A 25,328-nucleotide genomic window follows, 5' to 3' on the forward strand; every position below is an offset into this window, starting at 1 on the left:
TCAGGCTTCGACTTTTTCCTTCGCAACCTTCGGCGCCTTGTTGTGCTCGAGGATGAAGTCGCGCAGCTGCGGATAGATGATGGTACGCCAGCGGCGCCCTGAGAAAATGCCGTAGTGCCCGCACTTTTCCGCGGTGAAGTGACGCTTGTTCGCTTCCGGAATGCCTGTACACAGATCGTGTGCGGCATAGGTCTGGCCGTCGCCGGAGATATCGTCCAACTCGCCTTCGATCGTGAAGAGCGCGGTCTTCGTGATGTCCTGCGGTTTCACCCGTTCGCCGGAGACGTCCCACGTGCCTTCGGCAAGGCTGAATTCCTGGAAGACCACGCGGATCGTGTCGAGGTAATAGTCAGCGTCCATGTCGAGCACGGCGTTGTACTCGTCGTAGAAGCGGCGGTGCGCTTCCGCGTCGTCTTCGTCACCGCGCAGCAGGCTCTGGTAGTAGTCCCAGTGCGATGCCGCGTGGCGTTCCGGATTCATGGCCACAAAACCGGTGTGCTGCAGAAAGCCCGGGTAAACCTTACGCCCCACGCCCGGATAATTCGGCGGCACCGTGAAGATCACGTTGTTCTCGAACCACTCGTACGAGTGCTGTGTGGCGAGCGAGTTGACCGAGGTCGGGCTCTTGCGGGCGTCGATCGGGCCGCCCATCATCGTCATGGTGCGCGGCGTGTCTTCACCGCGGCTCGCCAGCAGCGAGATGGCGGCGAGCACCGGCACGGTCGGCTGACACACCGAGATCACGTGCAGATTCTTCGCGCCGATGTGACGGATGAATTCCTGAATGTAGGCGACATAGTCGTCCAGACCAAACTCGCCGGCTTCGAGCGGCACCATGCGTGCGTCGATCCAGTCGGTCAGGTAGACCTTGTGATCCTGCAGCAGCGTTTTAACGGTGTCGCGCAGCAGCGTGGCGTGGTGTCCTGACAACGGTGCGCACACCAGCACGACCGGCTCATCTTTCAATTGGGTGACAGCGTCGCTGTCGTCCGCGAAACGCTTGAAGCGCATCAGGCGGCAGAACGGCTTCTCGATGATCGTCTGTTCGATGATCGGGATGTTATGGCCGTCTTTGACAATCTGATGAAGATTGAACTCAGGCTTTTCGTAATCTTTACCAAGCCGGTAGAGCAGTTCGTAACCGGCTGAGAGGCGCGTGGCGCCAGGCACGTAGGCCAAAGGGCTGGCGGGATTCGCAAAGGATTTCGATGCGGCCTGAGCCCAGGCGGTGAGGGGGCTCAACATCGCCCGTTGGAATTCGTGCAGTTGGTAGAGCATGGGTGCTCCGTTTTAAGCGGTTCGCATGGGGCTTCGCAAACACGCCTGTGGCGTTGCAGCGGGCCAAATTGTTTGTAGGCACATTGTTTTTCGGCCGACAGTCTCGTCGATCATATCGAACAAAGCGTACTTGTGCAATGCAGCATTTTGCGCGCACATGGCACGCAAACTGTCATTAAATCATGCTACTGGCGATGTTGCCGCGCCGCTATCCGGGGTTGCAGCAGCATCAAGTTCCCTGTCTCCAGTGCCGTTATGGGAGGGGTGCCCGGTCGCCTGCGCCATGGCCTGTTCATGTTTCATCAGGTTCAAGCCGGTGTGGACCAGCGCCACGTGCGAAAACGCCTGCGGAAAATTGCCGACAAGACGCTTCGCAGCCGGGTCGTATTCCTCCGCGAGCAAACCGACATCGTTGCAGAGCGCGAGCAGCCGTTCGTACATCGCGATCGCTTCGTCGATACGGCCTTGCAGCGCCAGGTTGTCCACCATCCAGAACGAACACGCTAGAAACGTGCCTTCTCCCGGCGGCAGGCCGTCGTCGTATTCGGTCGTGCGATAGCGCATGACGAAGCCGTCATGCATCAGGTCGCGTTCGATCGCCGCCACGGTGCCTTTTACGCGCGGATCGTTCGGCGGCAAGAAGGCGACTAGCGGCATCAGCAGCACGCTCGCATCGAGCTGGTCGGTGCCGTAGCACTGTGAGAACGCGTTGAGCGCGGGATTCCAGGCCTTCTCGCAGACTTCCGCATGAATTTTCGCGCGGGTGGCGCGCCATTCGTCGAGCGGCCCGTCGAGCTTGAACATTTCCGCCGACTTGATGGCGCGGTCGTAGGCGACCCACGCCATGACCTTCGAGAAGGTGAAATGCTGCCGGCCGCCGCGCGTTTCCCAGATGCCTTCGTCGGGTTCCTGCCAGATCGTGTCGAGGTGCTTCAGCAGCGCGCGCTGCACGTTCCACGCGGTGTCGTCCGCCTGCAGGCCGCCGACGCGCGCCAGATGCAGCGCATTCATCACTTCGCCATAGACGTCGAGCTGGCGCTGGCCGACCGCGTTATTGCCGATCCGCACCGGTTTCGCGTCCTGATAGCCCGGCAGCCAGTCGATTTCGAATTCGGGCAGGCGCCGCTCGCCCGCGATGCCGTACATGATCTGCAACTGGTCCGGCGCACCGGCCATCACGCGGCCGAGCCAGCTGCGCCATGCGCGTGCTTCGTCGTAGTAGCCGCCGCGCATCATCGCGAGCAGCGTGATGGTGGCGTCGCGCAGCCAGCAGTAACGGTAGTCCCAGTTGCGCGTGCCGCCGAGTTGCTCCGGCAGCGACGTAGTGGGCGCGGCGACGATGCCGCCGGTCGGCTCGTAAGCGAGCGCCTTCAGCGTGATCAGCGAGCGGCGGATCGGTTCGGCCCAACGTCCTTCGACCGTGCTGCGCGCCGACCATTCGAGCCAGTGATTCTCGGTGCGCGCCAGCGAGGTGTGCGCATCGCGCGCCGGCGGAATGCGCAGATGCGAGGCCGCATAAGCCAGCGAGAACGGCACCCGTTCGCCTTCGCTGACGGTGAATTCGGCGACTGTCTTCATGTCTTCGCCGCGTAACTCGACCGGCGTGCGCAACACGGCGGTGTCCGGTCCGACGATCGCCTTGATGCCGCTGTCGTGCTTCAGGCGGTCGACCCACGGAATCGAGAAGCCGTAATCGAAGCGCAGCACCAGTTCCATTTTCATGGGCACCCTGCCGCGTCTACCGACCACGAGCCGCACCATTTCCGACCAGCCGTTACCCGGCGGCATGAAATCGATCAGCGTGACGGCGCCCTCGGGCGTCTCGAAGTCGGTTTCGAGGATCAGCGTCTCGCCGCGATAGCGACGCGTGATGGTCGGCGGCGTGTCCGAGACCGGCGAGATCAGCCAGCGGCCGTTTTCGGGCGTGCCGAGCAGGGCGGCGAAACAGGCGCCGGAATCGAAGCGCGGCCAGCAGAGCCAGTCGACGGATCCCTCGCGGGAAACGAGCGCGGCCGTATGGCCGTCGCCGATGAGCGCATAGTCTTCGATAAATGCGGGCATGGGGAGCGAGTCAGTAGTGCGCGCGGCGAGTCGTGCCCGCGCGAGGTGTCGTTGAAGTGTCGTTGCCTTTACCCGACTGGCTGGATGCGTTTTGGTTCATCACGCAACGCAGCACAATGCGGGTTGGTAATTGTCAAATCAATGCCTACAATCAGATTTCATACCGACGCCCGGAGCTTTCCGGATTATGACTCAGCCCCGCCCATGGCGCATACAGACGCCGTTTCCGAGGACTATAGCTATGCTGAACCCGTCGAAATCTGATTGCATCACGATTCTCTCGGCCGCCAGCGAACTTGCCGACGATTCGATGCTGCCACTCGATCATGGCCGCCTGGGCCTGACCCGCAACGGCTTGATGACCGCCGCCGCCTTTCTGGTCGAACGGGCCTGCTTCCGCCGTTATCAAACAGGCGACGGCCATTATGCCGTCGGCGCGCTGTCGCTGCAGGGACGGCTGCGTCTCGACCAGCTTTCGAACGGTTGACTGACGGCGCTTCATGCACACCGGACGGTGACGTCACCGCACTGACCGCAAACTCACCACGCATCGGCCGAACGAACAGTGCTTCGCCATGCCGTCCGGGTTCATCGCTTGCACCGAGCTTCACGGCCAGTCGGCGCGTGAAGCTTTCGCACATCTCATGTCCTGACTCGATGCGGGGCGCAGCCGGGCCGGCGCTGCGCCCGGTCGCGCGTTGCATGCTTGCGTAAGCGCTTGCCGCCGCTCAGAAGTGCGACGACCCCACGCCGAAGATCCCAATGATGCCGATGATGATCAGATAGAGCGCGACGATGTAGTTCAACAGGCGCGGCATGACGAGAATCAGAATACCGGCGATCAACGAAACCAGCGGGCCCAGGCTGAGTGTGACGTTCATGAAGACTCCGTAGTGTGAGACGCGATTAAAAAAACGCCCCGTCAGGCGGGACAATTGCTACTCATGCTGCCGATTGCCGTCGGACCGGATGCCGGTCGGCGGATTCGCTGCATGATCCGACACAACGCTTTTATACTTCTTTCGATAAGAACAACGCTCGACCGATTGCGCGGCAGACCAGCGACACCATGACAACCGATTCAACCAAATAACCGCTGTCCGAGGAGGTCATATGCTTCGTCGTCACCGAGCCGCCGCGATGCGTACCGTTGCGGATTTCCACTTGCCTTCTGCTGCTGATCCCACTTCACGGCGCGTAACGCATGCTCCGCTGCGCTCCGCCCGCTCGATAATAAAAGGTTTCGTGCTCATGGTCTCGATTGTTGCTTCGCATGCGTTTGCGCAAGATTCCGGCCCGGCTCCCGCCGACGGCGTCTATGACATGCTGGTCGGCACCTATACCGGTCCAAAGAGCGAAGGCCTGTACGTCTATCGCTTCGACACGAAGACGGGTGAAGCGACACGCGTCTCGGTCGCGCAGACGGTCAATCCGTCCTACCTCGTGGTGAGCCGCGACCGCCGCTTCGTCTACGCGGTCAACGAAATGCCCGGCGACAACGGTCCGGCCACGCAACGCGGCGGTATCAGCGCGTTTCGTTTCGACGCCGCGAGCGGCCAGTTGACGTTTCTCAACAAGGTCTCCTCGGACGGCAACGATCCGTGCTATCTGAGCCTCTCGCCGGACGGCAAGTATTTGCTGACCGCGAACTATTCGGTGGCCGCGGATCCCGGCGGCAGCTTCGCGGTGTTCCCGTTGCAGGCCGACGGCCAGGTCGGCGCGTCGGTGCTCACCGTGCACTACGAAGGCGGCGGGCCGGTGAAGGGACGTCAGGATAACTCGCACGTTCACTCCACGGTGTTCTCGCCGGACGGCCACTATCTGTTCGCGCAGGATCTCGGCGCGGACAAGCTGTACTCGTATCGCTACACGCCTGACGGCAGCCGCGGCCTGTTCGGCCCGACCGACTGGCGCTACAACCAGGAAAAAGCCGGCTCGGGTCCGCGCCATCTGGTGTTCGGCGCCGACGGCAAACACGCATATCTGACGAGCGAAATGGCCGCCACGGTCAGCACGTTCAATTACAACGACGGCAAGCTCACGCAGGTGCAAACGCTGCCCCTGACCGAACCCGGCTTCAAGGGCGCGGTGGGCGCGGCGGCGATCCATCTGTCGCCGGACGGGCGCTTTCTGTATGCCACCAATCGCGGCGACGCGAACGACATCGTGATCTTTTCGGTCGATCCCACCAACGGGCACCTGAAGAAGATCGGTCATCAATCGAGCATGGGCAAGTCGCCGCGTGAATTCGCGATCGACCCGACCGGCAACTGGCTGATCGTCGGCAATCAGAACAGCGATACCGTGTATGTGTTCAAGCGCGACCAGCAGAGCGGTTTGCTCGAAGCGAATCCGAAGCATTTCGAACTCGGCGCGCCGGTGGATTTCAAGCTGGTCTCGCCGTCGTAACACGAGATGCCGACGACGCGGTGAAAGACGAGGCGGGTGATATCGACGCGCCGCGCGCGGGATGAAAAACGGGCCGCTTTTGTGAAGCGGCCCGATTCCTTTTTTGTGGTCGATTTCGCGGCGAGGTTGTTTGCGCTTGCGTCTTGCGGCCCTCGGAAGCGCCGGCGATCAACTGCAATCAGCGGCGTTCACCGGCCAGTCGCCGCTTATTCCGCCGGCCCAGGCGCCAGCACTTCGCGGCTGCCGTTGATGCCCATCGCCGACACGAGGCCCGCGGTTTCCATCTGCTCGACGAGCCGCGCCGCGCGGTTATAACCGATGCGCAACTGCCGCTGCACCGACGAGATCGACGCGCGCCGCGTGCGCACCACGAAGGCGACCGCTTCGTCGTAAAGCGGATCGGCTTCCGCATCCGGCGATTCGCCGAACAGGTCTTGCGCCGCGCCGCCGTCGGTGGCCGGGCCGTCGAGAATACCTTCCTCGTACTGCGGCTCGCCGAACTGCTTCAGATATTCGACGATCCGATGCACTTCCTCGTCAGCGACGAAGGCGCCGTGCACACGTTGTGGATAGCCCGTGCCGGGCGGCAGGAACAGCATGTCGCCCTGGCCGAGCAGCGACTCGGCGCCCATCTGATCGAGAATCGTGCGCGAGTCGATTTTTGACGACACCTGGAAGGCCACGCGCGTCGGAATGTTCGCCTTGATGAGGCCGGTGATCACATCCACCGAAGGACGCTGCGTCGCCAGAATCAAATGGATGCCGGCGGCGCGCGCTTTCTGCGCGAGGCGCGCGATCAGTTCTTCGATCTTCTTGCCGGCCACCATCATCAGGTCGGCGAGTTCGTCGATCACGACCACGATCAGCGGCAGCGGCGCGAGAGGTTCGGGCGCTTCCGGCGTCAGCGAGAACGGGTTGCCGAGCTTCTTGCCCTTGGCCTCGATATCGCGGATTTTCTGGTTGAAGCCGGCCAGGTTGCGCACGCCGACTGCGGACATTAGGCGGTAGCGCTTTTCCATTTCGCCGACGCACCAGTTGAGCGCGTTGGCCGCCAGCTTCATGTCCGTGACAACGGGTGCGAGCAGATGCGGAATGCCTTCGTAGACCGACAGCTCCAGCATCTTCGGATCGATCATGATGAGGCGGACTTCTTCCGGCATCGCCTTGTAGAGCAGCGAGCAGATCATCGCGTTGATCGCCACCGACTTGCCCGAACCGGTCGTGCCGGCGACCAGCATGTGCGGCGCCTTCGCCAGATCGGCGACGACCGGATGGCCGGTGATGTCCTTGCCCATGGCGAGCGTCAACTGCGAATGCGAGTTTTGATAGACGCTGGCTTCGAGGATTTCAGAGAGGCGGATCGTCTGGCGCCGGGTGTTCGGCAATTCGAGGCCCATGCAGGTCTTGCCGGGAATCGTCTCGACCACGCGGATGGACGTGAGCCCGAGGCCGCGTGACAGATCCTTCATCAAGCCGACGATCTGACTGCCGCGCACGCCGAGCGCCGGCTCGACTTCGAAGCGCGTGATGACCGGGCCGGCCGATGCGCCGACGACCGTGACCGGCACCTTGAATTCCTGCAGGCGCTGTTCGATCAGCAGGCCGGTTTCGATGAGTTTTTCTTCGGAGACGGGTTCGACGTCGATGTCCGCGGGCGCGAGCAGATCGAGCGTGGGCAATTCGACCATCGATGCGGCGGGCGCGCGGAACTCGAAACCGTTGGCGGGGCTGTGGCCGCGCAGGGGAGGGCGTGGTTGGACGGCGGGTTCGGTGGGCTCTGTGGCCTCGGTTGCTTCGGTTGCCTCTACGGATGGGGCCGCGGTTGTGAATGGCGCCGCGAGCGATGCCGATGCTGCCGGCGCTTGCGGCGGGATAGCGGCGTCGTTAGGACGTTCTTCAACGGCGAAAGATTCGTCGTCAGCGACATCGGATGCCACGGGCGCCGTCTGAACGGCGAAGCCCGGAAAGCGAACCACGTTCGATGCTTGCGGGGCGAGGTTCTGCGGCGGCACCGCGATGGGCAGGTTCGACGCATGCGCGTTAGCCGACGAGCCCGAGGTCTGCGGCGTGATGCTTTGCGGCGCCGCTGCGGTGCTCATGTTCGCCGCGTGTGCTGCGGTCGGTGTCTCCGAGACGTGCGGCATGACATTCTGCGGCGGCGTTGCGGCGGTTATGTTCGCCGCATGCCCAACGGTTGCCGAGTCCGATGTTTCAGGTACGCCCGACAGGGCAGGGGCGTCCGCCGTTTCGGTTTCGACGGGCGTGGCGGACTCGACCGTGCGCGCCATGTTCGGCGATGGCGTGGCGTTATGCGTCAGGCCGGCTCCGCTCGATACGCCGACGCGGCTGACACCCGGCACGCTCGATGACGAAGCCGTGTGTTGCGCCAGTACCGCGTCGAGTTCGGCTTCCCAAGGCGCAAGCGCTTTATCGATCACGACTTCAGCGGCCGACGAAGGCGCGGCGGGCTGCGGCTCGACGAACGGTGCGGCTTCTTTCGCCTGTTCGGCAATTGCTGGCGCAGCGAATTGCCCGGCGACGCGCGCTGCGACGACTTCTGAATGGTCCGCAGGCTGGCTGAGCGTCTGTGCGGTTTCAACGCTCGGACTCGTGTGATGGTCGGCTTGTGTTGTCGCGACAGTCGGATCGTATTCGAACGGCGTTTCATCCTCGTGCGCTTCGCTTGCTTGCAACTGCGCAGCGAAAACCTGGAACGGCGTCGGTGTAGTGGCGGGCGCCACATACTGCGATCCAGGTGCAGGTGCAGGTGCAGGTGCAGGTGCAGGTGCAGGTGCAGGTGCAGGTGAAACAATCGGCGCGTGCTCAACCACTGGCGCAGTTATTGGCGCAGGCGTAGATACAGACACTGGCGCAAACGTCGGCGCTGGCGTAGCAACCAGCCCGTGCTCAACCACTGGCGCCACCGTCAACGGCGGTCGAATAATCGGCGGCTCGATTGGCCACTGCACGACGGGCTCGTGGCTCACTTCGGGCGGCGCCTCGACCACTGCTTCCACGCGCGGCGTGTCGGACGGCTCGTCTGACACGTGATCGGCCGGCGCGCTGTCCGCAGCTTCAAACGAAGGGCGATGCGCATCCGGCGTCAAAACCGCTTCAACCGCATCCGTTCGTGGCACATCGACAATCGACTGCTCAGGCTCGAACGACGGCGCCGCGTTCGGCGCATCCGTCACTTTCGCATTTTCCGAGCCGGTGCTGCGCGCGAGGCTCACGCCCGCAATATCGGTCCAGCGTGCGGCGTTTTCCGCGATGCTGCGAAGGGTCTCCTGGACGCTGGCAGGTGGCGCGACTTTCTGCGTCGCCGGCATTGGACGCGTGTAGCTCGGTGCCGGCCGGCTCGCTGCTCGCGTCGGCGTGACTTCGTTCGAACGCGGGGCGGGCGAGAAAGCTTGCCGCGGCGCGGACGTGCGGTTGACGGAAGCCGCCGAGGCCGCTGTGTCATGGGCCATCGTCGAAGGACGGCCCGCGCTGGCCGCCGCATTTCCAACTGAACCTGCGGCGGAGTGAGAGCCCACGCTGCCCGACGCGGCCCGCGCCGTTGCTGATGACGTATGCACCGCTGCCTGAGTTACCTTGGCGGCAGCACCCGCAGCACCCGCAGCACCCGCAGCAAAAGCGCCCCCGGCTGCCGATCCCACGTGCCGTTGCTCGCCGGCCGAACGACGTCCAACCTGCGACGCGCCAACGCGAGCGGAAGCTCCGGAAGCTCCAGACACCCCCGACCCTGCTCCCGCACCCGAGACCGATCCCGCCACCGATCCTGCTCCCGCCGTAGCCACCCGCGACCCCGACTCGCGCAACCAGCCGGCCGGCGCAACGGGCTCAGCCGGCATCCAGGCAGCCTTGTCCGCTTTGAGTGGTTGCGTTTGCATCGGCCCATGTCGCGGCGGTGTGGCCGCAGCGCCCGCGCGCAGCACCGGCTCGGCCTGGGTCGCCTGGCTGCGCGGTGCGGCCGCGCCTGTGCGCCAACTCGCTGCACCGCTACGCGCCGCCGCATCCTTGCCCGCCGCGCCAGCCGCGGCGCCAGCCGCAGCCGCGTCGCGTCCACGCGCCGGCGGACGCCAGACCGTCGGGCGCGCGTAACGACCATTGGTTTTAGGCGCCATCGTATTGGTGGCCGGCGAAACATGCGACGGCAATCCGTCATCGACGCTGCGATGACGGCGTGCCTCCTCGTCGCGTTTCGCGAGGCCGCGTGACAGGCCGAGGCCGAACGCGCCGTCGGCCCAGGCAGCGAAATCGCGCCAGCGGAAGTCGATCAGCCACGGCAGGCTGATGAAAAGCAGCGCGAGCGCTGCGAGAGGCGTGCCGATATGCCCGAGCAGATGGCCGAAGCCCGTGGCCAGCGCATGGCCGAAGCCATTCACGCCGGCCACGCCGATCAGCGACGCCTCGAGTGTGCAGCTTGCCACCAGCACGCAGACGAAGCCGAGCCACAGCCGGATCGTGCCGGGGCCGCGCAGACCCGCGCCGCCCGGCAGAACCGACTTCACGAGACGCCACAAAAGAGGAATGAACCAGACGGCTGACCCGCCGAACCAGCCGAAAACTACCGTGTGCATACTAGACATCAACGAATGATGGACGCGCAAAAACGCAATCCGACGAGTTTAACCGGCGAAGCCCGATGCTTCGAAGGCAGACGCAAGTATGCTGGCGTCCAATTGAAAAACAGACCGGCGCGCGGCGTCCCGTCGGTGAAAAACAACGGCTGTCGGGACAGCCTTCACCCGTCATATGGACCGTCTGGCGCGCGGCGCCGCTGTGCAGCCCGCTTCGGTCAGCAGCGCGCCGAGGCGTCGACGGGAGGATCCGCGACGCGTTCATTTCGTGCTGCTGTCGAAGGTCAGCGTGTCGCCGTTGTCGAGCACCAGTTGCATCTGCTGCGGCGCGCGCATCTGCACGCCGGTGCGGTCGATGTGCGTGAGCGCATTGAGATAGGCGCCTTCGATCTGTCCGCCCGGCGTCATGCAGGCCATGCGCGTGCCGCCGAGCGTGCCGAAGCTCAGCTTGCCGTCTTTCAGCGCGTACGAGCCCATGTAACGGTTGCAGCCGGAAAAGCCGCTGGCGTGGCGCTGGCCGGTCGAGGTCGAAAGCGTGAGGGTAATCGGCGCGCCCTGGTCGGCGGACGGAATCGCGCGCGCCGTGCCGTCGGCCTGTTTCCAGGCGCTCAACACCCAACTGGTGTCGTCGAGCAGTTGCGCGGCGGCGGGATTGAATGGATCGGGCGCGGCGGCTTGCTCGTCGGGATGTTTCGGGATCGCACAGGCGCCCAACAGCGCGGCGACGCTCAACGCGGCAATGGCGGTGCGCAGATACGGGGTGAAGCGCGCAATACGTCGCGCGGAGGAGCTTTGGAGCATGGCGTCGTTCCTCTTCAAACTGGCGAAGGCGTAAGGGTAACGCACTAAGCTCGCCGCACGCGAGAGCAACGGCACGCGAAAGCGCTGATTCGGAGCGCCGCGGCGCCCTTGCGCGCCGTCTTCTTGCTACGCCGTTGCCCTGCACGCGTGAAGCATGGTGTGGCCGCCGCGAGCAAGGCGCGGCGAGGGGCCCGCATGTTAACATCGTGCTCTACCCAATCCCACCCTCATCCGACTTTTATCTGGAGACCTCATGCAGATCGGCCAACGGATCGGCACACCCCTTTCTGAATCCGCCACGCGCGTCATGCTGCTCGGCGCCGGCGAGCTCGGCAAGGAAGTGATCATCGCGCTGCAGCGGCTGGGCGTCGAAGTGATCGCCGTCGACCGTTACCCGAATGCGCCGGGTCACCAGGTGGCGCACCGCGCGCACGTGATCGACATGACCGACCGCGCCGCGCTGCGCGCGCTGGTCGAACAGGAGCACCCGCACCTGATCGTCCCCGAGATCGAGGCAATCGCGACCGACGCGCTCGCGGCCATTGAAAGCGACGGTCTCGCCGAAGTGATCCCGACCGCGCGCGCCACGCAGCTCACCATGAACCGCGAAGGCATCCGCCGTCTCGCCGCTGAGGAACTCGGCTTGCCGACCTCGCCGTATGCCTTCGCCGATTCGCTCGACGAACTGCGCGCAGGCATCGCCAAAGTCGGGTATCCGTGTGTGGTGAAGCCGGTCATGTCGTCGTCGGGCAAGGGGCAGTCGGTGCTGCGCAGCGACGCCGACGTCGAACCCGCATGGCAATACGCGCTAGCCGGCGGCCGCGTGAACCACGGCCGCGTGATCGTCGAAGGCTTTATCGATTTCGAATACGAAATCACGCAATTGACCGTGCGCGCCATCGATCCGGCAAGCGGCGAAGTCAGCACGTATTTCTGCGACCCGATCGGCCACGTGCAAGTGGCCGGCGACTACGTCGAATCCTGGCAGCCGCAGCCCATGAGCCCGCTCGCGCTGGAACGTTCGCGCGAGGTCGCGCACAAGGTGACGGCCGCGCTCGGCGGCCGCGGCCTGTTCGGCGTGGAACTTTTCGTGCGCGGCGATGACGTATGGTTTTCGGAAGTGAGTCCGCGTCCGCACGATACGGGTCTCGTCACGCTGTGCTCGCAACGCTTTTCGGAATTCGAATTGCATGCGCGCGCGATTCTCGGTTTGCCGGTGGATACGTCGCTGCGGGCGCCGGGTGCGTCGGCGGTGATTTACGGCGGGCTCGACGAGGCAGGCATTGCCTTCGAAGGCGTCGCCGCGGCATTGGCGGTGCCGAACGCGGACCTGCGTCTGTTCGGCAAGCCGGAGAGTTTCATCAAGCGCCGCATGGGCGTGGCGCTCGCCACCGGCGAGAACACGGACGAAGCCCGTTCGCGCGCGAAGCAGGCCGCGGCGGCGGTGCGGCCGGTGTCGGCAAAGTAAGTCACGGCGCAACGCGCGGCGAATCGCTGTAATGAGGCGATTCGCCGTGCGTTGCCCGACCCGCGTGCCCGGCACCATTGCCGCGCGCGCAATCTGAATGATTGGGCTCGTCGGGCTCATCGGAGTAAAGGTACGTATGGCGCTGGAAATCCGCAACACCACGCGGCGCGGTTGGACCGGCCGTCTCGGCGCACTCGGCGTGCTGCTCGCGCTGTGCGCGGGATTGACGGGATGCGGCCTCGCGGCGGCGCCGTGCCGGGTCGCCTCGGCAGGCTTGAAAATCGTGCCGCTGGTGGGGCATGTCGCCGCTGCGCCGACCGACGCGTGCGCCGACGTGATCGATCCATAACCGATCCGTCGTCGGACGTTTAGCCGCAGCGCGAGGCGCAATGGGCGGCGCGTCACCCGTGTTAGATTGGTAGCAACCATCGAGGCATCCAATGAAGAAATGGCTTGTTGCAGTCGCCACGGCGGCGGGTCTCGCGGCGCTATACAGCGAGGCGTGGGCCGCGCCGTTGCAGTTCTCCGAGATTCAGACCAAAAACCGTCAGACGCACAAATACACCTGCGCGACCGGCAAGATCCTGCAAGTCACTTATTGGAACACGGCGAACGGCCAAAGCTTCGCGCTCGTGCCGGTGAAGGGCAAGCAACTGCTGTTCGTCAACACGCTGTCGGCGTCCGGCGCGAAATATCAGGCCGGCAGCTACACGTGGTGGACCAAGGGCCCGCGCGCCGACCTGTATGACGCCATGGCCGGCCAAGACGCGCCGCCCATGCTTTCGGACTGCATCGCCATCAATCGCTGAGTGCGACATATGGCGGCATTCTCCACCCATGCCGCCGTTTCTTCTTTCCCCCTGCCTTGCGGCGTTGTCCGCCGGCGCACACCGTTTCCATTCGAGTAGTAAGCTGTCCCGCATGGCATTGCCGCCGTGCCGCCGCGTCATGCCATCGTAGTCATGCCGGGCATTGCCGGCGTGGCCGGCGTCGTTTTCGATCGTCCGTTTTTGATCGCCAGTTTCCGGGCCCCGGCGACGGGGTCGCGGCCCGCGTCCGTATCATCAAGCGAGACCCTCAATGAAAGCATCGGACCTGTTCGTCAAATCGCTGGAAGCCGAAGGTGTCGAGTACGTGTTCGGCATTCCCGGTGAAGAAAATCTCGATCTGCTCGAATCGCTGCGCCGCTCGAAAATCCGTCTGATCCTCACGCGCCACGAACAGGCGGCCGGCTTTATGGCCGCCACGTACGGCCGTCTCACCGGGCGCACGGGAGTGTGTCTGGCCACCCTCGGGCCGGGCGCGACCAACTTCGTGACCGCCGCGGCCTACGCGCAACTGGGCGGCATGCCGATGCTGATGGTCACCGGGCAAAAGCCGATCAAGTCGAGCAAGCAGGGACATTTTCAGATCGTCGACGTGGTGCGCATGATGGAGCCGCTCACCAAGTACACGCGGCAGATCGTATCGATCGCCAATATTCCGGCAATGGTGCGCGAGGCGGTTCGTCAGGCGGAGGAAGAGCGGCCGGGCGCCACACACCTTGAATTGCCCGAAGACGTCGCGCATGAAGAAGGCGACGGCAAGCCGATTCCGAAGAGCTACAGCCGCCGTCCCGTCGCCGAGGAAAAAGCCGTGGCGCGCGCGGTCGAGGCGATCACCAGCGCGAAGCATCCGTTGCTGATGATCGGCGCGGGCGGCAATCGCAAGACCACCACCAAGATGCTGCGCGAGTTCGTCGACCAGATCGGCATTCCGTTCTTCACGACGCAGATGGGCAAGGGCGTGATCGACGAATCGCACCCCATGTGGCTCGGCAATGCGACGCTCTCCGACGGCGACTTCGTGCACCGCGCGATCGACCACGCGGACTGCATCATCAACGTCGGTCACGACGTGATCGAGAAGCCGCCGTTTTTCATGCGCAGCGGCGACGCGGGCGAGAAAACGGTGATTCACGTCAACTTTCTCGGCGCGGAAGTGGATACCGTGTACTTTCCGCAGATCGAAGTGGTCGGCGATATCGCCAACGCGGTGTGGCAACTCAAGGAAAGCCTCAAGGAGCGGCAGGAGCATTGGGACTTCACGCGCTTCAAGGAAATCAAGGAGCACTTCGAGGCGCATCTGGCGAAAGGCCAGCACGACGACCGCTTTCCCATGTATCCGGTGCGCGTCGTCAACGACGTGTACGAGACCACGCCGGTGGACGGCATCGTGTGTCTGGACAACGGCATGTACAAGATCTGGTTCGCCCGTTACTACCGCGCGCACGAACCGAATTCGCTGCTGCTCGACAACGCGCTGGCTTCGATGGGCGCGGGCTTGCCGTCCGCGATCGCTACCAAGATCGTGCACCCGGACCGCAAGGTCATGGCCGTGTGCGGCGACGGCGGCTTCATGATGAACTCGCAGGAACTGGAAACGGCGGTGCGTCTGAAACTGGATCTGGTGATCCTGATCGTGCGCGACGACGCCTTCGGCATGATTCGCTGGAAGCAGGAAAACATGAACTTCCCGGACTACGGCATGACGCTGAGCAATCCGGATTTCGTCGCGTATGCCGAGAGCTACGGGGCGAAGGGGCACCGCATCGAAACGGCGGGGGAATTCGCGCCGCTGCTGCGCGAATGTTTCGCAACGCCCGGCGTCCATGTGATCGATCTGCCGATCGACTATTCGGACAACGAGCGCGTGCTGAATCGCGAAATCAAGCGGCTTTCGGCGCAACTGTGAAGGCATCGGATCACGGAGACGCGTCATGTTGCAGAAGACTTACCCGTACTACCTGGCGAACGTTGCGGTGGCCGCCAACACCGACCTCGAAGTCACCGATAAATTCAGCGGCGAAGTCGCGACCCGCGTCGCGATGGCCGACGCCGCCGCGATCGACAAAGCGATCGGCCATGCCGTCGACGCCATGCCCGCTTTACGCGCCTTTCCCCCGTTCAAGCGCCAGGCGGTGCTCGAACATTGCGTGAAGCGCTTTCGTGAGCGCTACGACGAGCTGGCGCTTGCGCTGTGCATCGAAGCCGGCAAGCCGATCAACGACTCGAAAGGCGAGGTCACGCGCCTGATCGATACGTTCAAGGTGGCGGCGGAGGAATCGGTGCGCATCGACGGCGAGATTGTCAATCTGGAGATATCGCCGCGTGCCAAGGGTTATCACGGCTATGTGAAGCGTGTGCCGATCGGCCCGTGCTCGTTCATTTCGCCGTTCAATTTCCCGTTGAACCTGACCGCCCACAAGGTCGCGCCGGCCATCGCGGCGGGCGTGCCGTTCGTATTGAAGCCGGCGAGCCGCACGCCGGTCGGCGCGCTCATCATGGGCGAGATTCTGGCGGAGACCGATTTGCCGAAGGGCGCGTTCTCGATTCTTCCCGCGCATCGCGACGGCGCCGATCTGTTCACCACCGACGAGCGCTTCAAATTGCTGTCCTTCACCGGCTCGCCCGCGGTGGGCTGGGATCTGAAGAAGAAAGCCGGCAAGAAAAAGGTGATCCTGGAGCTGGGTGGCAACGCGGCCGCAATCGTCGACGGCGATCAGGGTGAGAAGCTCGACTATGTGGTCGACCGGCTCGCGTTCGGCGCGTTCTACCAGTCAGGGCAGAGCTGTATCGGCGTGCAGCGGATTCTGGTCCACGCAAAGGTCTACGATGCGCTGCGCGAGAAGCTGATCGCGAAGACGAAGACGCTGGTGATGGGCGATCCGAAAGACGAAAAGACCTTCGTCGGGCCGATGATCTCCGAATCGGAGTCCAAACGCCTCGCCGGCTGGATGGAAAGCGCGGTGCAGGCGGGCGCGAAAATCATCGCGGGCGGCAAGGTGGACGGCGCGATGTTCGAAGCCACGCTGCTCGAAGGCGTGAAACGCGACACGGATCTGTATCGCAAGGAAGCTTTCGGGCCGGTGGCGATCCTGGAGCGCTTCGACGATTTCGGCGCGGCGCTCGCAACCGTCAACGACAGCGATTTCGGGCTGCAAGCGGGCGTGTTCACGGATTCGCTCGCGCACGCGCATCGCGCGTGGGACGAACTCGACGTGGGCGGCGTGGTGATCAACGACGTGCCCTCGTTCCGGGTCGACAACATGCCGTATGGCGGTGTGAAGGATTCGGGGCTGGGGCGGGAAGGCGTGCGCTACGCGATCGAGGACATGACCGAACTGCGCTTGATGGTGATGCGCGAGACGTGGTGAGGCGGCGAACCCACACGCTGTCACACAACCGTCGTCCCCACGAACTACGCTGCGAGCGGGGCGCACCACGGCTTTGCCGCGATTCTCCGGCGGCTGCGGCGCGTCTTGGCGGCTGGCTTTCGCGGACGTAAGCAGAAAGCCGGCGCATGCGCCATGAGTGTTTTTGCTGAAGTGCTACAATACCGGCCTTTCCGGCGGGTGTTTCCGCCGGCCGGAGCCGGCCGCAATTTTTCCCGCCGTACCGACAGTACCAACGGGTCCCGTGCGGAACGCCGTGGCTCCGCCTTCATCACAATGCCCTCTGCGGTTCCGACCGCTACCGCGCGCACGCGCGAAGCGCATTTTTAGCGAAAGCCACCATGTCCGACACAGCCGTCACGCCCAGTACTGCGACTTTTGATCAATTCGGCCTCGCGCCCGACATCCTGAAAGCCGTCAAAGAGTCGGGCTACACCATCCCCACGCCGATCCAGGAGCAGGCGATCCCTGTCGTGCTGGCCGGCCGTGACATGATGGGGGCCGCGCAAACCGGCACCGGCAAGACCGCGAGTTTCTCGCTGCCGATCATCCAGCGTTTGCTGCCGCAGGCCAGCACGAGCGCTTCGCCCGCGCGCCACCCGGTGCGCGCGCTGATCCTCACGCCGACCCGCGAACTGGCCGACCAGGTCGCCGCGAACGTGCAGGCGTATGCGAAACACACCGCGCTGCGCAGCGCGGTGGTGTTCGGCGGCGTGGATATGAATCCGCAGTCCGAGCAACTGCGCCGCGGCGTCGAGATTCTGATCGCCACGCCGGGCCGTCTGCTCGACCACGTGCAACAGAAAACGGCCAATCTCGGCCAGGTGCAGATCCTCGTGCTCGACGAAGCCGACCGCATGCTCGACATGGGCTTCCTGCCGGATCTGCAGCGCATCCTGAACCTGCTGCCGAAAGAACGTCAAACCCTGCTGTTCTCGGCCACGTTCTCGGGCGAAATCAAGAAGCTTGCCGCCACATATCTGCGTGACCCGCAGACCATCGAAGTCGCGCGCAGCAACTCGACCGCAACCAACGTGACGCAGGTCGTGTACGAAGTCGCCGAGGGCGACAAGACGGGTGCGGTCGTGCAACTGATTCGCGAACGCGGTCTCAAGCAGGTGATCGTGTTCTGCAACAGCAAGATCGGCGCGAGCCGTCTCGCGCGCAGCCTTGAGCGCGACGGCGTGGTTGCGACCGCGATTCACGGCGACCGCACGCAGAATGAGCGGATGCAGGCGCTCGACGCGTTCAAGCGCGGCGAGATCGAAGCGCTGGTGGCAACGGACGTCGCCGCGCGCGGCCTGGATATCGCCGAATTGCCGGCGGTGATCAACTTCGATCTGCCGTTCAATGCGGAAGACTACGTGCACCGGATCGGCCGTACCGGCCGCGCGGGCGCTTCGGGCGATGCGTTGTCGCTGTGCAGCCCGAACGAGCGCAAGCAGTTGGCCGATATCGAGAAGTTGATCAAGCGTCCGCTGGACGTGCAACGCCTGACGGTGGAAGCGCCGGTGCGGCATCATCATGAAGAACGCGCGCCGCGTCGCGAGCGCAGCAGCGAGGGCCGTGAGGATCGCGGCAGCCGTCGTCGCACGGGTGCGTCGTCGTCGGGTTCGTACGACCGGCCGCATCATCATCGCGCGCAACCCGTGGATGATTTCTTCCTGAAGCCTTATGAGCCGTCGCCTTCTTCGGTTCGCAAGATCGAGGAGGCCGCTGCTTCCGCCGCGCCGCAGAAGGCGGCGTCCAAGCAGCCGCTGGCAGCGCTGCTGGGCGGGTTTGGGATGCCGCGGAAGTCGTCTTCGTCTACCTGATTTGTAGTTCGCTGCTTGCGGCTCGGTTTATCTCAAGGGACCGGGCTCGACCGCAAGCAGGGCGCCGTTTGAAGCGCGGCAAAATTTGAAGCGTGTCGAACACTCACGCCGCACCGCGCACCGCGCACCGTGCCGGTTGCCGCAGCCAGTTTGCGCAATGCGCGCCGCGCACGGCAAGATTTTTCAGACGCGAATCGCGTTCACGCTGCCGGTAAGCCCATCCGTTTTGCCCATGCCGCCGTGGCGGCAGCATAAAAGCCGTCTAGCGTCGTATGGGTCGCAGCGTTTCCCAGATCGAGCCCAAGATGCCGCGCCGCGGCGCTCAGCGCTTCGAGCGGCTTGTCATGGTCCAGTGCTGTGGCTCCGTTCTGCTTGCTGAGTTTTTCGCCCTCCGCATTCGTGACGACGGGCACATGCAGATATTCGGGTGTCGGCACGCCCAGGCAGCGCTGCAAATAGATCTGCCTTGCCGTTGAATCCATCAAATCCGCGCCGCGCACGATGTGCGTGATGCCCGCGTCCGCGTCGTCGACGACCACCGCCAGTTGATAAGCCCATTGGTCGTCCGCGCGCTTCAGCACGAAGTCGCCGACCTCGGTGGCCAGATTCTGAGTCTGTTTGCCTTGCCAGCGGTCTTCGAACGTGATGATCGCCGCGTTGCCGTCCGGCACGCGCAAGCGCCATGCGCGTGCTGGTTTGCCGTGCAGGCCGTTGCGGCAGGTGCCGGGATAGGCGAGCGTCGTATTGCGCATGTGCGCGTTGAGCAGCGAGTCGGCGATTTCCTTGCGCGTGCAGCCACATGGATAAATCACGCCCGTCGCTTTCAATTGTTCCAATGCTTCCTGATAGCGCGCCATCCGCGTGCTTTGCCAGACAGGCGGTTCGTCCGCATGCATGCCGAAGCGTTGGAGCGTGGCGAGGATGTCTTCCGCGGCGCCGGGCACGGTGCGCGGGCCGTCGATATCTTCAACGCGAACGAGCCATGCGCCGCGATGCGCACGCGCGTCCAGCCAGCTTGCGAGCGCACTGACCAGCGAGCCGAAGTGCAGTGGCCCGGTGGGCGAGGGCGCGAAACGTCCGCGGTAGGTCATGGGCCAGTGGTGGCGTGGTACGCCGCCGCCATCACGCGGCGCGCGCCGCCTTGCCGTCCGGATGGCATTCCGGACACGTCTTGCCCGCCAGGTACAGCGGCGATTCTTGCGCTTGCGGCGGGACCACCGCGCGGCAGCCGAAGCATTGCGTGGTCTTGCTAGGCTCGAGCTGCGGATTGAGCGCGGTGCGGTAGTCGAACACGAAGCAGTCGCCGTGATAATGCGCGCCGCCCACTTCCTCGAAGTACTTCAGAATGCCGCCTTCGAGTTGGTATACGTTCTCGATGCCGACTTCCTTCATGTGGATCGCGGCCTTCTCGCAGCGAATCCCGCCCGTGCAGAACGACACGACCGTCTTGCCTTCCAGGTCCGCGCGATTGTGCTCGATCACTTCGGGAAACTCGCTGAATTTCGTAATGCGGTAATCGAGCGCGTTGTCGAATGTGCCGACGTCGACTTCGAACGCGTTGCGCGTGTCGAGCATCACGACCGGACGGCCCTGGTCGTCGTGACCGCGGTCCAGCCAGTTTTTCAGCGTGGGCGCGTCGACGAACGGCGCGCGGCCGAGTTCCGGCCGGATGGCCGGCTTCTTCATCGTGATGATCTCGCGCTTGAGCTTGACCAGCATACGGGTGAACGGCTGCTTGTCCGACAGGCTTTCCTTGAACTGCAGATTCACGAACTTGCCTTCGAACAGCGCGTCGTGGCGAATGTAGTGGATGAAGGCGTCGGTGTTTTCGCGCGTGCCGGCGACGAACAGGTTGATGCCTTCCCGCGCGAGCAGAATGGTGCCCTTCAGGCCGAGCGCGTTGCAGCGTTCCGTGACGAACGGGCGCCATGCAGCGGTGTCTTCGATAGTCGCGAAATGATACGAAGAGAGATTGACGATACTCATGAGTGTCCAGCGGTAAGAAGTGACCGGCCTCGCGGAAAACGGGGGCGCATTGGGCTGCCCGCCTTCAGACGCCTTGCGGCGCGGCCACGTCGAATAGGGCGAAACCCGTATTATCCCTCAACCCGGCGCTTTACCCGACTCGGCCGAATGGGCAAGGGGTTGCGGTAGCGCAAATCGTTCGTCAACTTGCTGCGATTCTCTCTGCGCGAGCGTCCGCTCGCGTGCTCGGCCAACGTAGAAGCGCCTGTGCAAGCGGCTTGCCAATATGTGTCCTAAGCCGATCGGCTAACGCACTGCTTTGGCCTGAAAACTCCGGAAGGGTGGAGTTACAATGTCGCCCATGTCAGATCCCCGCTTCGTTCATCTCCGCGTTCACTCCGAATTCTCGATTGCCGACGGCATCGTGCGTCTTGACGACATCGTCAAGGCCGCTGCCAAAGACGGTCAGGGCGCGCTCGCCCTCACCGATCTCGGCAACGCCTTCGGCCTCGTCCGTTTCTACAAGGAAGCCCGCGGCAAAGGGGTCAAACCCATTGCCGGCTGCGACGTCTGGATCACCAATCCGGACGACCGCGACAAGCCTTCCCGTTTACTGCTGCTGGTGAAAGACCGGCGCGGCTATCTGAATCTGTGCGAACTGCTCAGCAAGGCCTCACTCACGAATCAGTATCGCGGCCGCGCAGAGGTCGAGGCGAGCTGGCTGGAATCCGGTCTCGGCGAAGGGCTGCTTGCTTTGTCCGGCGCGCAGCAGGGCGACGTCGGTCTCGCGCTCGCGGCGGGCAACGAAGAAGCGGCAAAGCGCAACGCGTTGCATTGGGCCAAAGTGTTCCCGGGCGGCTTCTATATCGAGTTGCAGCGCTGTGGTCTGCCGGGCGGCGAGCAGTACGTGCAGCAGGCGGTTGCGCTGGCGGCGTCGCTGAAATTGCCGGTGGTCGCCACGCACCCCATGCAGTTCATGACGCCGGACGACTTCACCGCGCACGAAGCGCGCGTGTGCATTTCCGAGGGCGACATTCTGGCGAATCCGCGCCGCTCGAAGCGCTTTACGTCCGAGCAGTACTTCCGCACACAGGAAGAGATGGCGGCGCTCTTCGCGGACATTCCGTCGGCGCTCGCCAACTCCGTTGAAATCGCCAAGCGTTGCAACCTCACGCTCGAACTCGGCAAACCCAAGCTGCCGCTGTTCCCGACACCCGACGGCATGTCGCTCGACGACTACCTCGTGCAGCTGTCGAAAGAGGGGCTCGAAAAGCGTCTCGAGCAGTTGTATCCCGACGCGGCCGAGCGCGAAGCGCAACGCGAAACGTATTACGCGCGCCTCGAATTCGAGTGCGGCACGATCATCAAGATGGGCTTTCCCGGCTACTTCCTGATCGTGGCGGACTTCATCAACTGGGCCAAGAACAACGGCGTGCCGGTCGGACCAGGCCGCGGCTCGGGCGCGGGTTCGCTGGTCGCGTACGCGCTCGGTGTGACCGACCTCGATCCGCTGCGCTACAACCTGCTGTTCGAACGTTTCCTGAATCCGGAGCGGGTGTCCATGCCCGACTTCGACATCGACTTCTGCCAGCACGGCCGCGATCGCGTGATCCAGTACGTGAAGGAAAAGTACGGTGCGGACGCCGTGTCGCAGATCGCCACCTTCGGCACGATGGCGGCAAAGGCGGCGGTGCGCGACATCGGCCGGGTGCTCGATCTCGGCTACATGTTCACGGACGGCATTGCCAAGCTGATTCCGTTCAAGCCAGGCAAGCACGTCACCATCGCCGACGCGATGAAAGAAGAGCCGCTCCTGCAGGAGCGCTTCGACAACGAAGACGAAGTGCATCAGCTGCTCGAACTCGCGCAGCGCGTGGAAGGGCTGACGCGTAACGTCGGCATGCACGCGGGCGGCGTGCTGATCGCGCCCGGCAAGCTGACTGATTTCTGCCCGCTGTATACGCAGGGCGATGAAAGCGGCGTCGTGAGCCAGTACGACAAGGACGACGTCGAAGCCGTCGGCCTCGTGAAGTTCGACTTTTTGGGTCTGACCACGCTCACAATTCTCGATTGGGCCGAGCGCTATATCCGCCGTCTCGATCCGTCGAAGCAGGACTGGTCGCTCGGGCAGGTACCGCTCGACGATCCGGCGTCGTTCTCGATATTGAAGAAAGCGAATACGGTCGCCGTGTTCCAGCTGGAAAGCCGCGGCATGCAAGGCATGCTGAAAGATGCGCAGCCCGACCGCTTCGAGGACATCATCGCGCTGGTCGCGTTGTACCGTCCGGGCCCAATGGATCTGATTCCGAGCTTCTGCGCGCGCAAGCATGGCCGCGAAGTGGTGGAGTATCCGGATCCGCGTGTCGAATCTGTTCTGAAAGAGACCTACGGCATCATGGTCTACCAGGAGCAGGTGATGCAGATGGCGCAGATCATCGGCGGCTACTCGCTGGGTGGCGCCGACTTGCTGCGTCGCGCGATGGGTAAGAAGAAGGCCGAGGAAATGGCCGAGCATCGCGAGTTGTTCCGTCAGGGCGCCGCGAAGAACGGTCTGACCGCGGAAAAGGCCGACGAAATCTTCGACTTGATGGAGAAGTTCGCGGGCTACGGCTTCAACAAGTCGCACGCGGCCGCATATGCGCTGCTCGCGTACTACACCGCGTGGCTGAAGGCGCACCATCCGGCGGAATTCATGGCGGCGAATATGTCGCTCGCCATGGACGACACGGACAAGGTCAAGATCCTGTTCGAAGACTGTCTCACGAACAAGATGGCGGTGCTGCCGCCGGACGTGAACCTGTCCGCGTACCGCTTCGAGCCGGTTGCCGAGCCTGACGGCAAGCGTTCGAAAACGATCCGTTACGGCCTCGGCGCGATCAAGGGCAGCGGCCAGAACGCAATCGAGGAAATCCTGCGCGCGCGCGAAGAAGGTCCGTTCATCGACATCTTCGATTTCTGCAACCGGGTCGATCGTCGCATCGTCAATCGCCGCACGGTCGAAGCTTTGATTCGCGCCGGCGCGTTCGACACCTTGCATGCGAATCGCGCGCAACTGATCGCGTCCGTGTCGCTCGCCATGGAAGCCGCCGAGCAGGCGAGCGCCAATGCCTTGCAGGCGGGTCTGTTCGACATGGGCGACGCGCCCTCGCAAGGTCATGAACTGGTGGACGAAGCGGAGTGGCCGGAAAAGAAGAAGCTGCAGGAAGAGAAGGCGGCGCTCGGCTTCTACCTGTCGGGCCATCTGTTCGACGCCTACAAGGGCGAAGTGCGCCGCTTCGTGCGCCAGAAGATCGGCGAACTGAAAGAAGGACGCGACAAGCTGATCGCGGGCGTGATCGCCTCGCTGCGCACGCAGATGACCCAGCGGGGCAAGATGCTGATCGCGTTGCTCGACGACGGCACCGGCCAGTGCGAAGTCACGGTGTTCAACGAAACGTTCGAGGCGCACAAGCAGCTGTTCAAGGAAGACGAACTGCTGGTCGTGCAAGGCCAGGCGCGTAACGACGCGTTCACGGGCGGTATCCGCTTCACCGTCGACACGGTCATGGACCTCGGCCGCGCGCGCTGCCGTTATGCGGAGGCGGTCAAGGTGCAGATGAACGGCAATGCGGACGCGCTGGCGTTGCGTCGCGTGCTCGAAGCGCACAGCGCGGGCAAGGACGAACCGCAAGTAGTCGCGGCGCCGGCGGCATCATCGCGTGGTGGGAATGGCGGCGGCAACGGCGGCGGCCGTAATGGCGGCGGCTATGGCGGAGGTGGCCAGCGTCAGGCGGTACAGATTCCGAACGGGCTCGCCGTGCAGGTGGTCTATCGCAGCCAGAATGCGGAAGGTGAAATGCGCCTGGGCGACGCATGGCGCGTGAAGCCGACCGACGAACTGCTCGCAGCGTTGCGCGGCGAGTTCGCGGGAAGCTCGATCGAGATCGTCTATTGACCGGTCAGGATGACTGCGCGGCTTACGTCCCAAGACCTACCGCCGCGCTTTCTCTCCCAGACGCGCCAGCTTCAAAAACCGGTAATACACCGTCTCCGCATTGAACACCGCGATCATAAAACCGGCGCGGCCGTCCAGGAAACCGCGGCGCAGCACGTAAGTCCGCACGAACGCCCACGCGCCGCGTCCGAGCGCCTTGCCGAAGCTGCCGCGTTGCCCCGCCGCGTGACGTTGCTGGGCGCCCGCCGTCGAATATGCGTCGAGCTTGCGCAACACGCCTTCGAAGTCCTCGTAGGAGTAATGCATCAGCTTGCCGTCGAGTCGCTGCGCGGGCGTGTCGAACACCAGTCGCTCATGCACCAGGTCGTCGGAGAATCGCGCGGCGCCGCGTTTGAAGAGGCGCGGAATCCAGTCCGGATACCAGCCGCTGTGATGAATCCAGTGGCCGCAAAAGCTCGACAGCCGGTCCACCGCGTAGACCTCCGCAGTGGGAGTCGTCATCGCGGCGCGAATCGCGGAGGCCAGTTCCGGCGAGACGATCTCGTCGGCATCGATCGAAAGAATCCACCTCGTGCTGAGCGCGTCGACCGCGCGATTCTTTTGCGGGCCGAAGCCCGGCCAATCGGTTTGCTCGATCACGCGTGCGCCGTGCGCGCGGGCGATCTCGGCGGTGCCGTCGGTGCTGCCGCCGTCGATCACGACGATCTGATCGGCGAAGGCCACGGCTTGCAGACATTCTGCGAGCCGCGCCGCCGCGTTTTTGGTGATGATGGCGACGCCGAGGGTGGTTTCTTGCATACCT

At 63.9% G+C, this 25,328-nt stretch carries 18 protein-coding genes; 9 read left to right on the forward strand and 9 right to left on the reverse strand.

All coding sequences use genetic code 11. The features are described from left to right. On the reverse strand, window positions 1–1,278 hold the full coding sequence (locus tag B0G80_RS21755; protein WP_106280221.1) for a polyhydroxyalkanoate depolymerase: 1,278 nt from the start codon (window positions 1,276–1,278) through the stop codon (window positions 1–3). Window positions 1,279–1,458: 180 nt separating this feature from the next. Further along, window positions 1,459–3,339 (reverse strand): glycoside hydrolase family 15 protein, encoded by a 1,881-nt coding sequence (locus B0G80_RS21760; RefSeq protein ID WP_116119368.1) that lies wholly within the window; start codon window positions 3,337–3,339, stop codon window positions 1,459–1,461. A gap of 241 nt (window positions 3,340–3,580) precedes the next feature. Between B0G80_RS21760 and B0G80_RS21765 the strand changes: the two genes are divergently transcribed. Continuing rightward, window positions 3,581–3,826, forward strand: a complete 246-nt coding sequence (locus tag B0G80_RS21765; RefSeq protein WP_116119369.1) for a hypothetical protein — start codon at window positions 3,581–3,583, stop codon at window positions 3,824–3,826. A 241-nt stretch (window positions 3,827–4,067) separates the two neighbouring features. Here the strand turns inward: B0G80_RS21765 and B0G80_RS21770 are convergent, their stop codons facing one another. After that, a complete protein-coding gene (locus tag B0G80_RS21770) occupies window positions 4,068–4,220 on the reverse strand; it encodes a DUF3096 domain-containing protein (RefSeq protein WP_007175701.1) in 153 nt (50 codons plus the stop codon). A gap of 130 nt (window positions 4,221–4,350) precedes the next feature. Then, window positions 4,351–4,503: a hypothetical protein gene (locus tag B0G80_RS45950; RefSeq protein WP_181920028.1), complete on the reverse strand. Its 153-nt coding sequence runs from the start codon at window positions 4,501–4,503 to the stop codon at window positions 4,351–4,353. Here B0G80_RS45950 and B0G80_RS21775 point away from each other — a divergent pair. Beyond that, complete coding sequence (locus tag B0G80_RS21775) at window positions 4,453–5,748, forward strand: lactonase family protein (protein ID WP_116119370.1); 1,296 nt, start codon at window positions 4,453–4,455, stop codon at window positions 5,746–5,748. The two genes, B0G80_RS45950 and B0G80_RS21775, sit on opposite strands and share 51 nt — an antisense overlap. A 206-nt stretch (window positions 5,749–5,954) precedes the next feature. Here B0G80_RS21775 and B0G80_RS21780 read toward each other — a convergent pair whose 3' ends face one another. Both B0G80_RS21780 and B0G80_RS21785 read right to left on the reverse strand, forming a co-directional pair. Then, complete coding sequence (locus tag B0G80_RS21780) at window positions 5,955–10,331, reverse strand: DNA translocase FtsK (RefSeq protein ID WP_116119371.1); 4,377 nt, start codon at window positions 10,329–10,331, stop codon at window positions 5,955–5,957. A gap of 261 nt (window positions 10,332–10,592) precedes the next feature. Next, a complete protein-coding gene (locus tag B0G80_RS21785) occupies window positions 10,593–11,132 on the reverse strand; it encodes an META domain-containing protein (RefSeq protein ID WP_116119372.1) in 540 nt (179 codons plus the stop codon). 253 nt (window positions 11,133–11,385) lie between these two features. Here B0G80_RS21785 and purT point away from each other — a divergent pair, with 253 nt between their 5' ends. The 6 genes from purT (at window position 11,386) to B0G80_RS21820 (ending at window position 18,627) form a co-directional block, all read left to right on the forward strand. Beyond that, window positions 11,386–12,600: a formate-dependent phosphoribosylglycinamide formyltransferase gene (gene purT / locus B0G80_RS21790; protein ID WP_116119373.1), complete on the forward strand. Its 1,215-nt coding sequence runs from the start codon at window positions 11,386–11,388 to the stop codon at window positions 12,598–12,600. Between the two features lie 136 nt (window positions 12,601–12,736). Further along, window positions 12,737–12,949 carry a DUF6726 family protein gene (locus B0G80_RS21795; RefSeq protein WP_116119374.1) on the forward strand — a complete coding sequence of 71 codons (213 nt, stop codon included), beginning with the start codon at window positions 12,737–12,739 and terminating at the stop codon, window positions 12,947–12,949. A 91-nt stretch (window positions 12,950–13,040) separates the two neighbouring features. Then, window positions 13,041–13,409 carry an MliC family protein gene (locus tag B0G80_RS21800; RefSeq protein ID WP_106280236.1) on the forward strand — a complete coding sequence of 123 codons (369 nt, stop codon included), beginning with the start codon at window positions 13,041–13,043 and terminating at the stop codon, window positions 13,407–13,409. A 271-nt stretch (window positions 13,410–13,680) separates the two neighbouring features. Then, window positions 13,681–15,333: an acetolactate synthase large subunit gene (locus B0G80_RS21805; RefSeq protein ID WP_106280237.1), complete on the forward strand. Its 1,653-nt coding sequence runs from the start codon at window positions 13,681–13,683 to the stop codon at window positions 15,331–15,333. Window positions 15,334–15,358: 25 nt separating this feature from the next. Continuing rightward, window positions 15,359–16,795 (forward strand): aldehyde dehydrogenase family protein, encoded by a 1,437-nt coding sequence (locus B0G80_RS21810; RefSeq protein WP_116119375.1) that lies wholly within the window; start codon window positions 15,359–15,361, stop codon window positions 16,793–16,795. A 359-nt stretch (window positions 16,796–17,154) separates the two neighbouring features. Then, window positions 17,155–18,627, forward strand: a complete 1,473-nt coding sequence (locus tag B0G80_RS21820) for a DEAD/DEAH box helicase (RefSeq protein ID WP_116119376.1) — start codon at window positions 17,155–17,157, stop codon at window positions 18,625–18,627. Between the two features lie 200 nt (window positions 18,628–18,827). Here the strand turns inward: B0G80_RS21820 and gluQRS are convergent, their stop codons facing one another. Both gluQRS and B0G80_RS21830 read right to left on the reverse strand, forming a co-directional pair. Further along, window positions 18,828–19,718 carry a tRNA glutamyl-Q(34) synthetase GluQRS gene (gluQRS, locus tag B0G80_RS21825; RefSeq protein WP_116119377.1) on the reverse strand — a complete coding sequence of 297 codons (891 nt, stop codon included), beginning with the start codon at window positions 19,716–19,718 and terminating at the stop codon, window positions 18,828–18,830. 31 nt (window positions 19,719–19,749) lie between these two features. Then, on the reverse strand, window positions 19,750–20,613 hold the full coding sequence (locus B0G80_RS21830) for a sulfurtransferase (protein WP_116119378.1): 864 nt from the start codon (window positions 20,611–20,613) through the stop codon (window positions 19,750–19,752). A 331-nt stretch (window positions 20,614–20,944) separates the two neighbouring features. Between B0G80_RS21830 and dnaE the strand changes: the two genes are divergently transcribed. Further along, window positions 20,945–24,526, forward strand: coding sequence for a DNA polymerase III subunit alpha (gene dnaE, locus B0G80_RS21835; protein ID WP_116119379.1), 3,582 nt, complete (start codon window positions 20,945–20,947; stop codon window positions 24,524–24,526). A 36-nt stretch (window positions 24,527–24,562) separates the two neighbouring features. Here dnaE and B0G80_RS21840 read toward each other — a convergent pair whose 3' ends face one another. Beyond that, on the reverse strand, window positions 24,563–25,324 hold the full coding sequence (locus tag B0G80_RS21840; RefSeq protein WP_116119380.1) for a glycosyltransferase family 2 protein: 762 nt from the start codon (window positions 25,322–25,324) through the stop codon (window positions 24,563–24,565). Between the last annotated feature and the right edge of the window lie 4 nt (window positions 25,325–25,328).

Source organism: Paraburkholderia sp. BL6669N2, from assembly GCF_003387275.1.
In the GTDB taxonomy this organism is placed as follows: Bacteria; Pseudomonadota; Gammaproteobacteria; order Burkholderiales; family Burkholderiaceae; genus Paraburkholderia.

Bases quoted from the DNA above. Each gene is read 5' to 3' on its own strand.
- B0G80_RS21840 (WP_116119380.1), bottom strand. From the start codon at position 25,324: ATGCAAGAAACCACCCTCGGCGTCGCCATCATCACCAAAAACGCGGCG.
- B0G80_RS21775 (WP_116119370.1), top strand. From the start codon at position 4,453: ATGCTTCGTCGTCACCGAGCCGCCGCGATGCGTACCGTTGCGGATTTC.
- B0G80_RS21830 (WP_116119378.1), bottom strand. From the start codon at position 20,613: ATGAGTATCGTCAATCTCTCTTCGTATCATTTCGCGACTATCGAAGAC.
- B0G80_RS21805 (WP_106280237.1), top strand. From the start codon at position 13,681: ATGAAAGCATCGGACCTGTTCGTCAAATCGCTGGAAGCCGAAGGTGTC.
- B0G80_RS21785 (WP_116119372.1), bottom strand. From the start codon at position 11,132: ATGCTCCAAAGCTCCTCCGCGCGACGTATTGCGCGCTTCACCCCGTAT.
- purT (WP_116119373.1), top strand. From the start codon at position 11,386: ATGCAGATCGGCCAACGGATCGGCACACCCCTTTCTGAATCCGCCACG.
- B0G80_RS21755 (WP_106280221.1), bottom strand. From the start codon at position 1,278: ATGCTCTACCAACTGCACGAATTCCAACGGGCGATGTTGAGCCCCCTC.
- B0G80_RS21765 (WP_116119369.1), top strand. From the start codon at position 3,581: ATGCTGAACCCGTCGAAATCTGATTGCATCACGATTCTCTCGGCCGCC.
- dnaE (WP_116119379.1), top strand. From the start codon at position 20,945: ATGTCGCCCATGTCAGATCCCCGCTTCGTTCATCTCCGCGTTCACTCC.
- B0G80_RS21770 (WP_007175701.1), bottom strand. From the start codon at position 4,220: ATGAACGTCACACTCAGCCTGGGCCCGCTGGTTTCGTTGATCGCCGGT.
- gluQRS (WP_116119377.1), bottom strand. From the start codon at position 19,718: ATGACCTACCGCGGACGTTTCGCGCCCTCGCCCACCGGGCCACTGCAC.
- B0G80_RS21810 (WP_116119375.1), top strand. From the start codon at position 15,359: ATGTTGCAGAAGACTTACCCGTACTACCTGGCGAACGTTGCGGTGGCC.
- B0G80_RS21820 (WP_116119376.1), top strand. From the start codon at position 17,155: ATGTCCGACACAGCCGTCACGCCCAGTACTGCGACTTTTGATCAATTC.
- B0G80_RS21760 (WP_116119368.1), bottom strand. From the start codon at position 3,339: ATGCCCGCATTTATCGAAGACTATGCGCTCATCGGCGACGGCCATACG.
- B0G80_RS21800 (WP_106280236.1), top strand. From the start codon at position 13,041: ATGAAGAAATGGCTTGTTGCAGTCGCCACGGCGGCGGGTCTCGCGGCG.
- B0G80_RS21780 (WP_116119371.1), bottom strand. From the start codon at position 10,331: ATGCACACGGTAGTTTTCGGCTGGTTCGGCGGGTCAGCCGTCTGGTTC.
- B0G80_RS21795 (WP_116119374.1), top strand. From the start codon at position 12,737: ATGGCGCTGGAAATCCGCAACACCACGCGGCGCGGTTGGACCGGCCGT.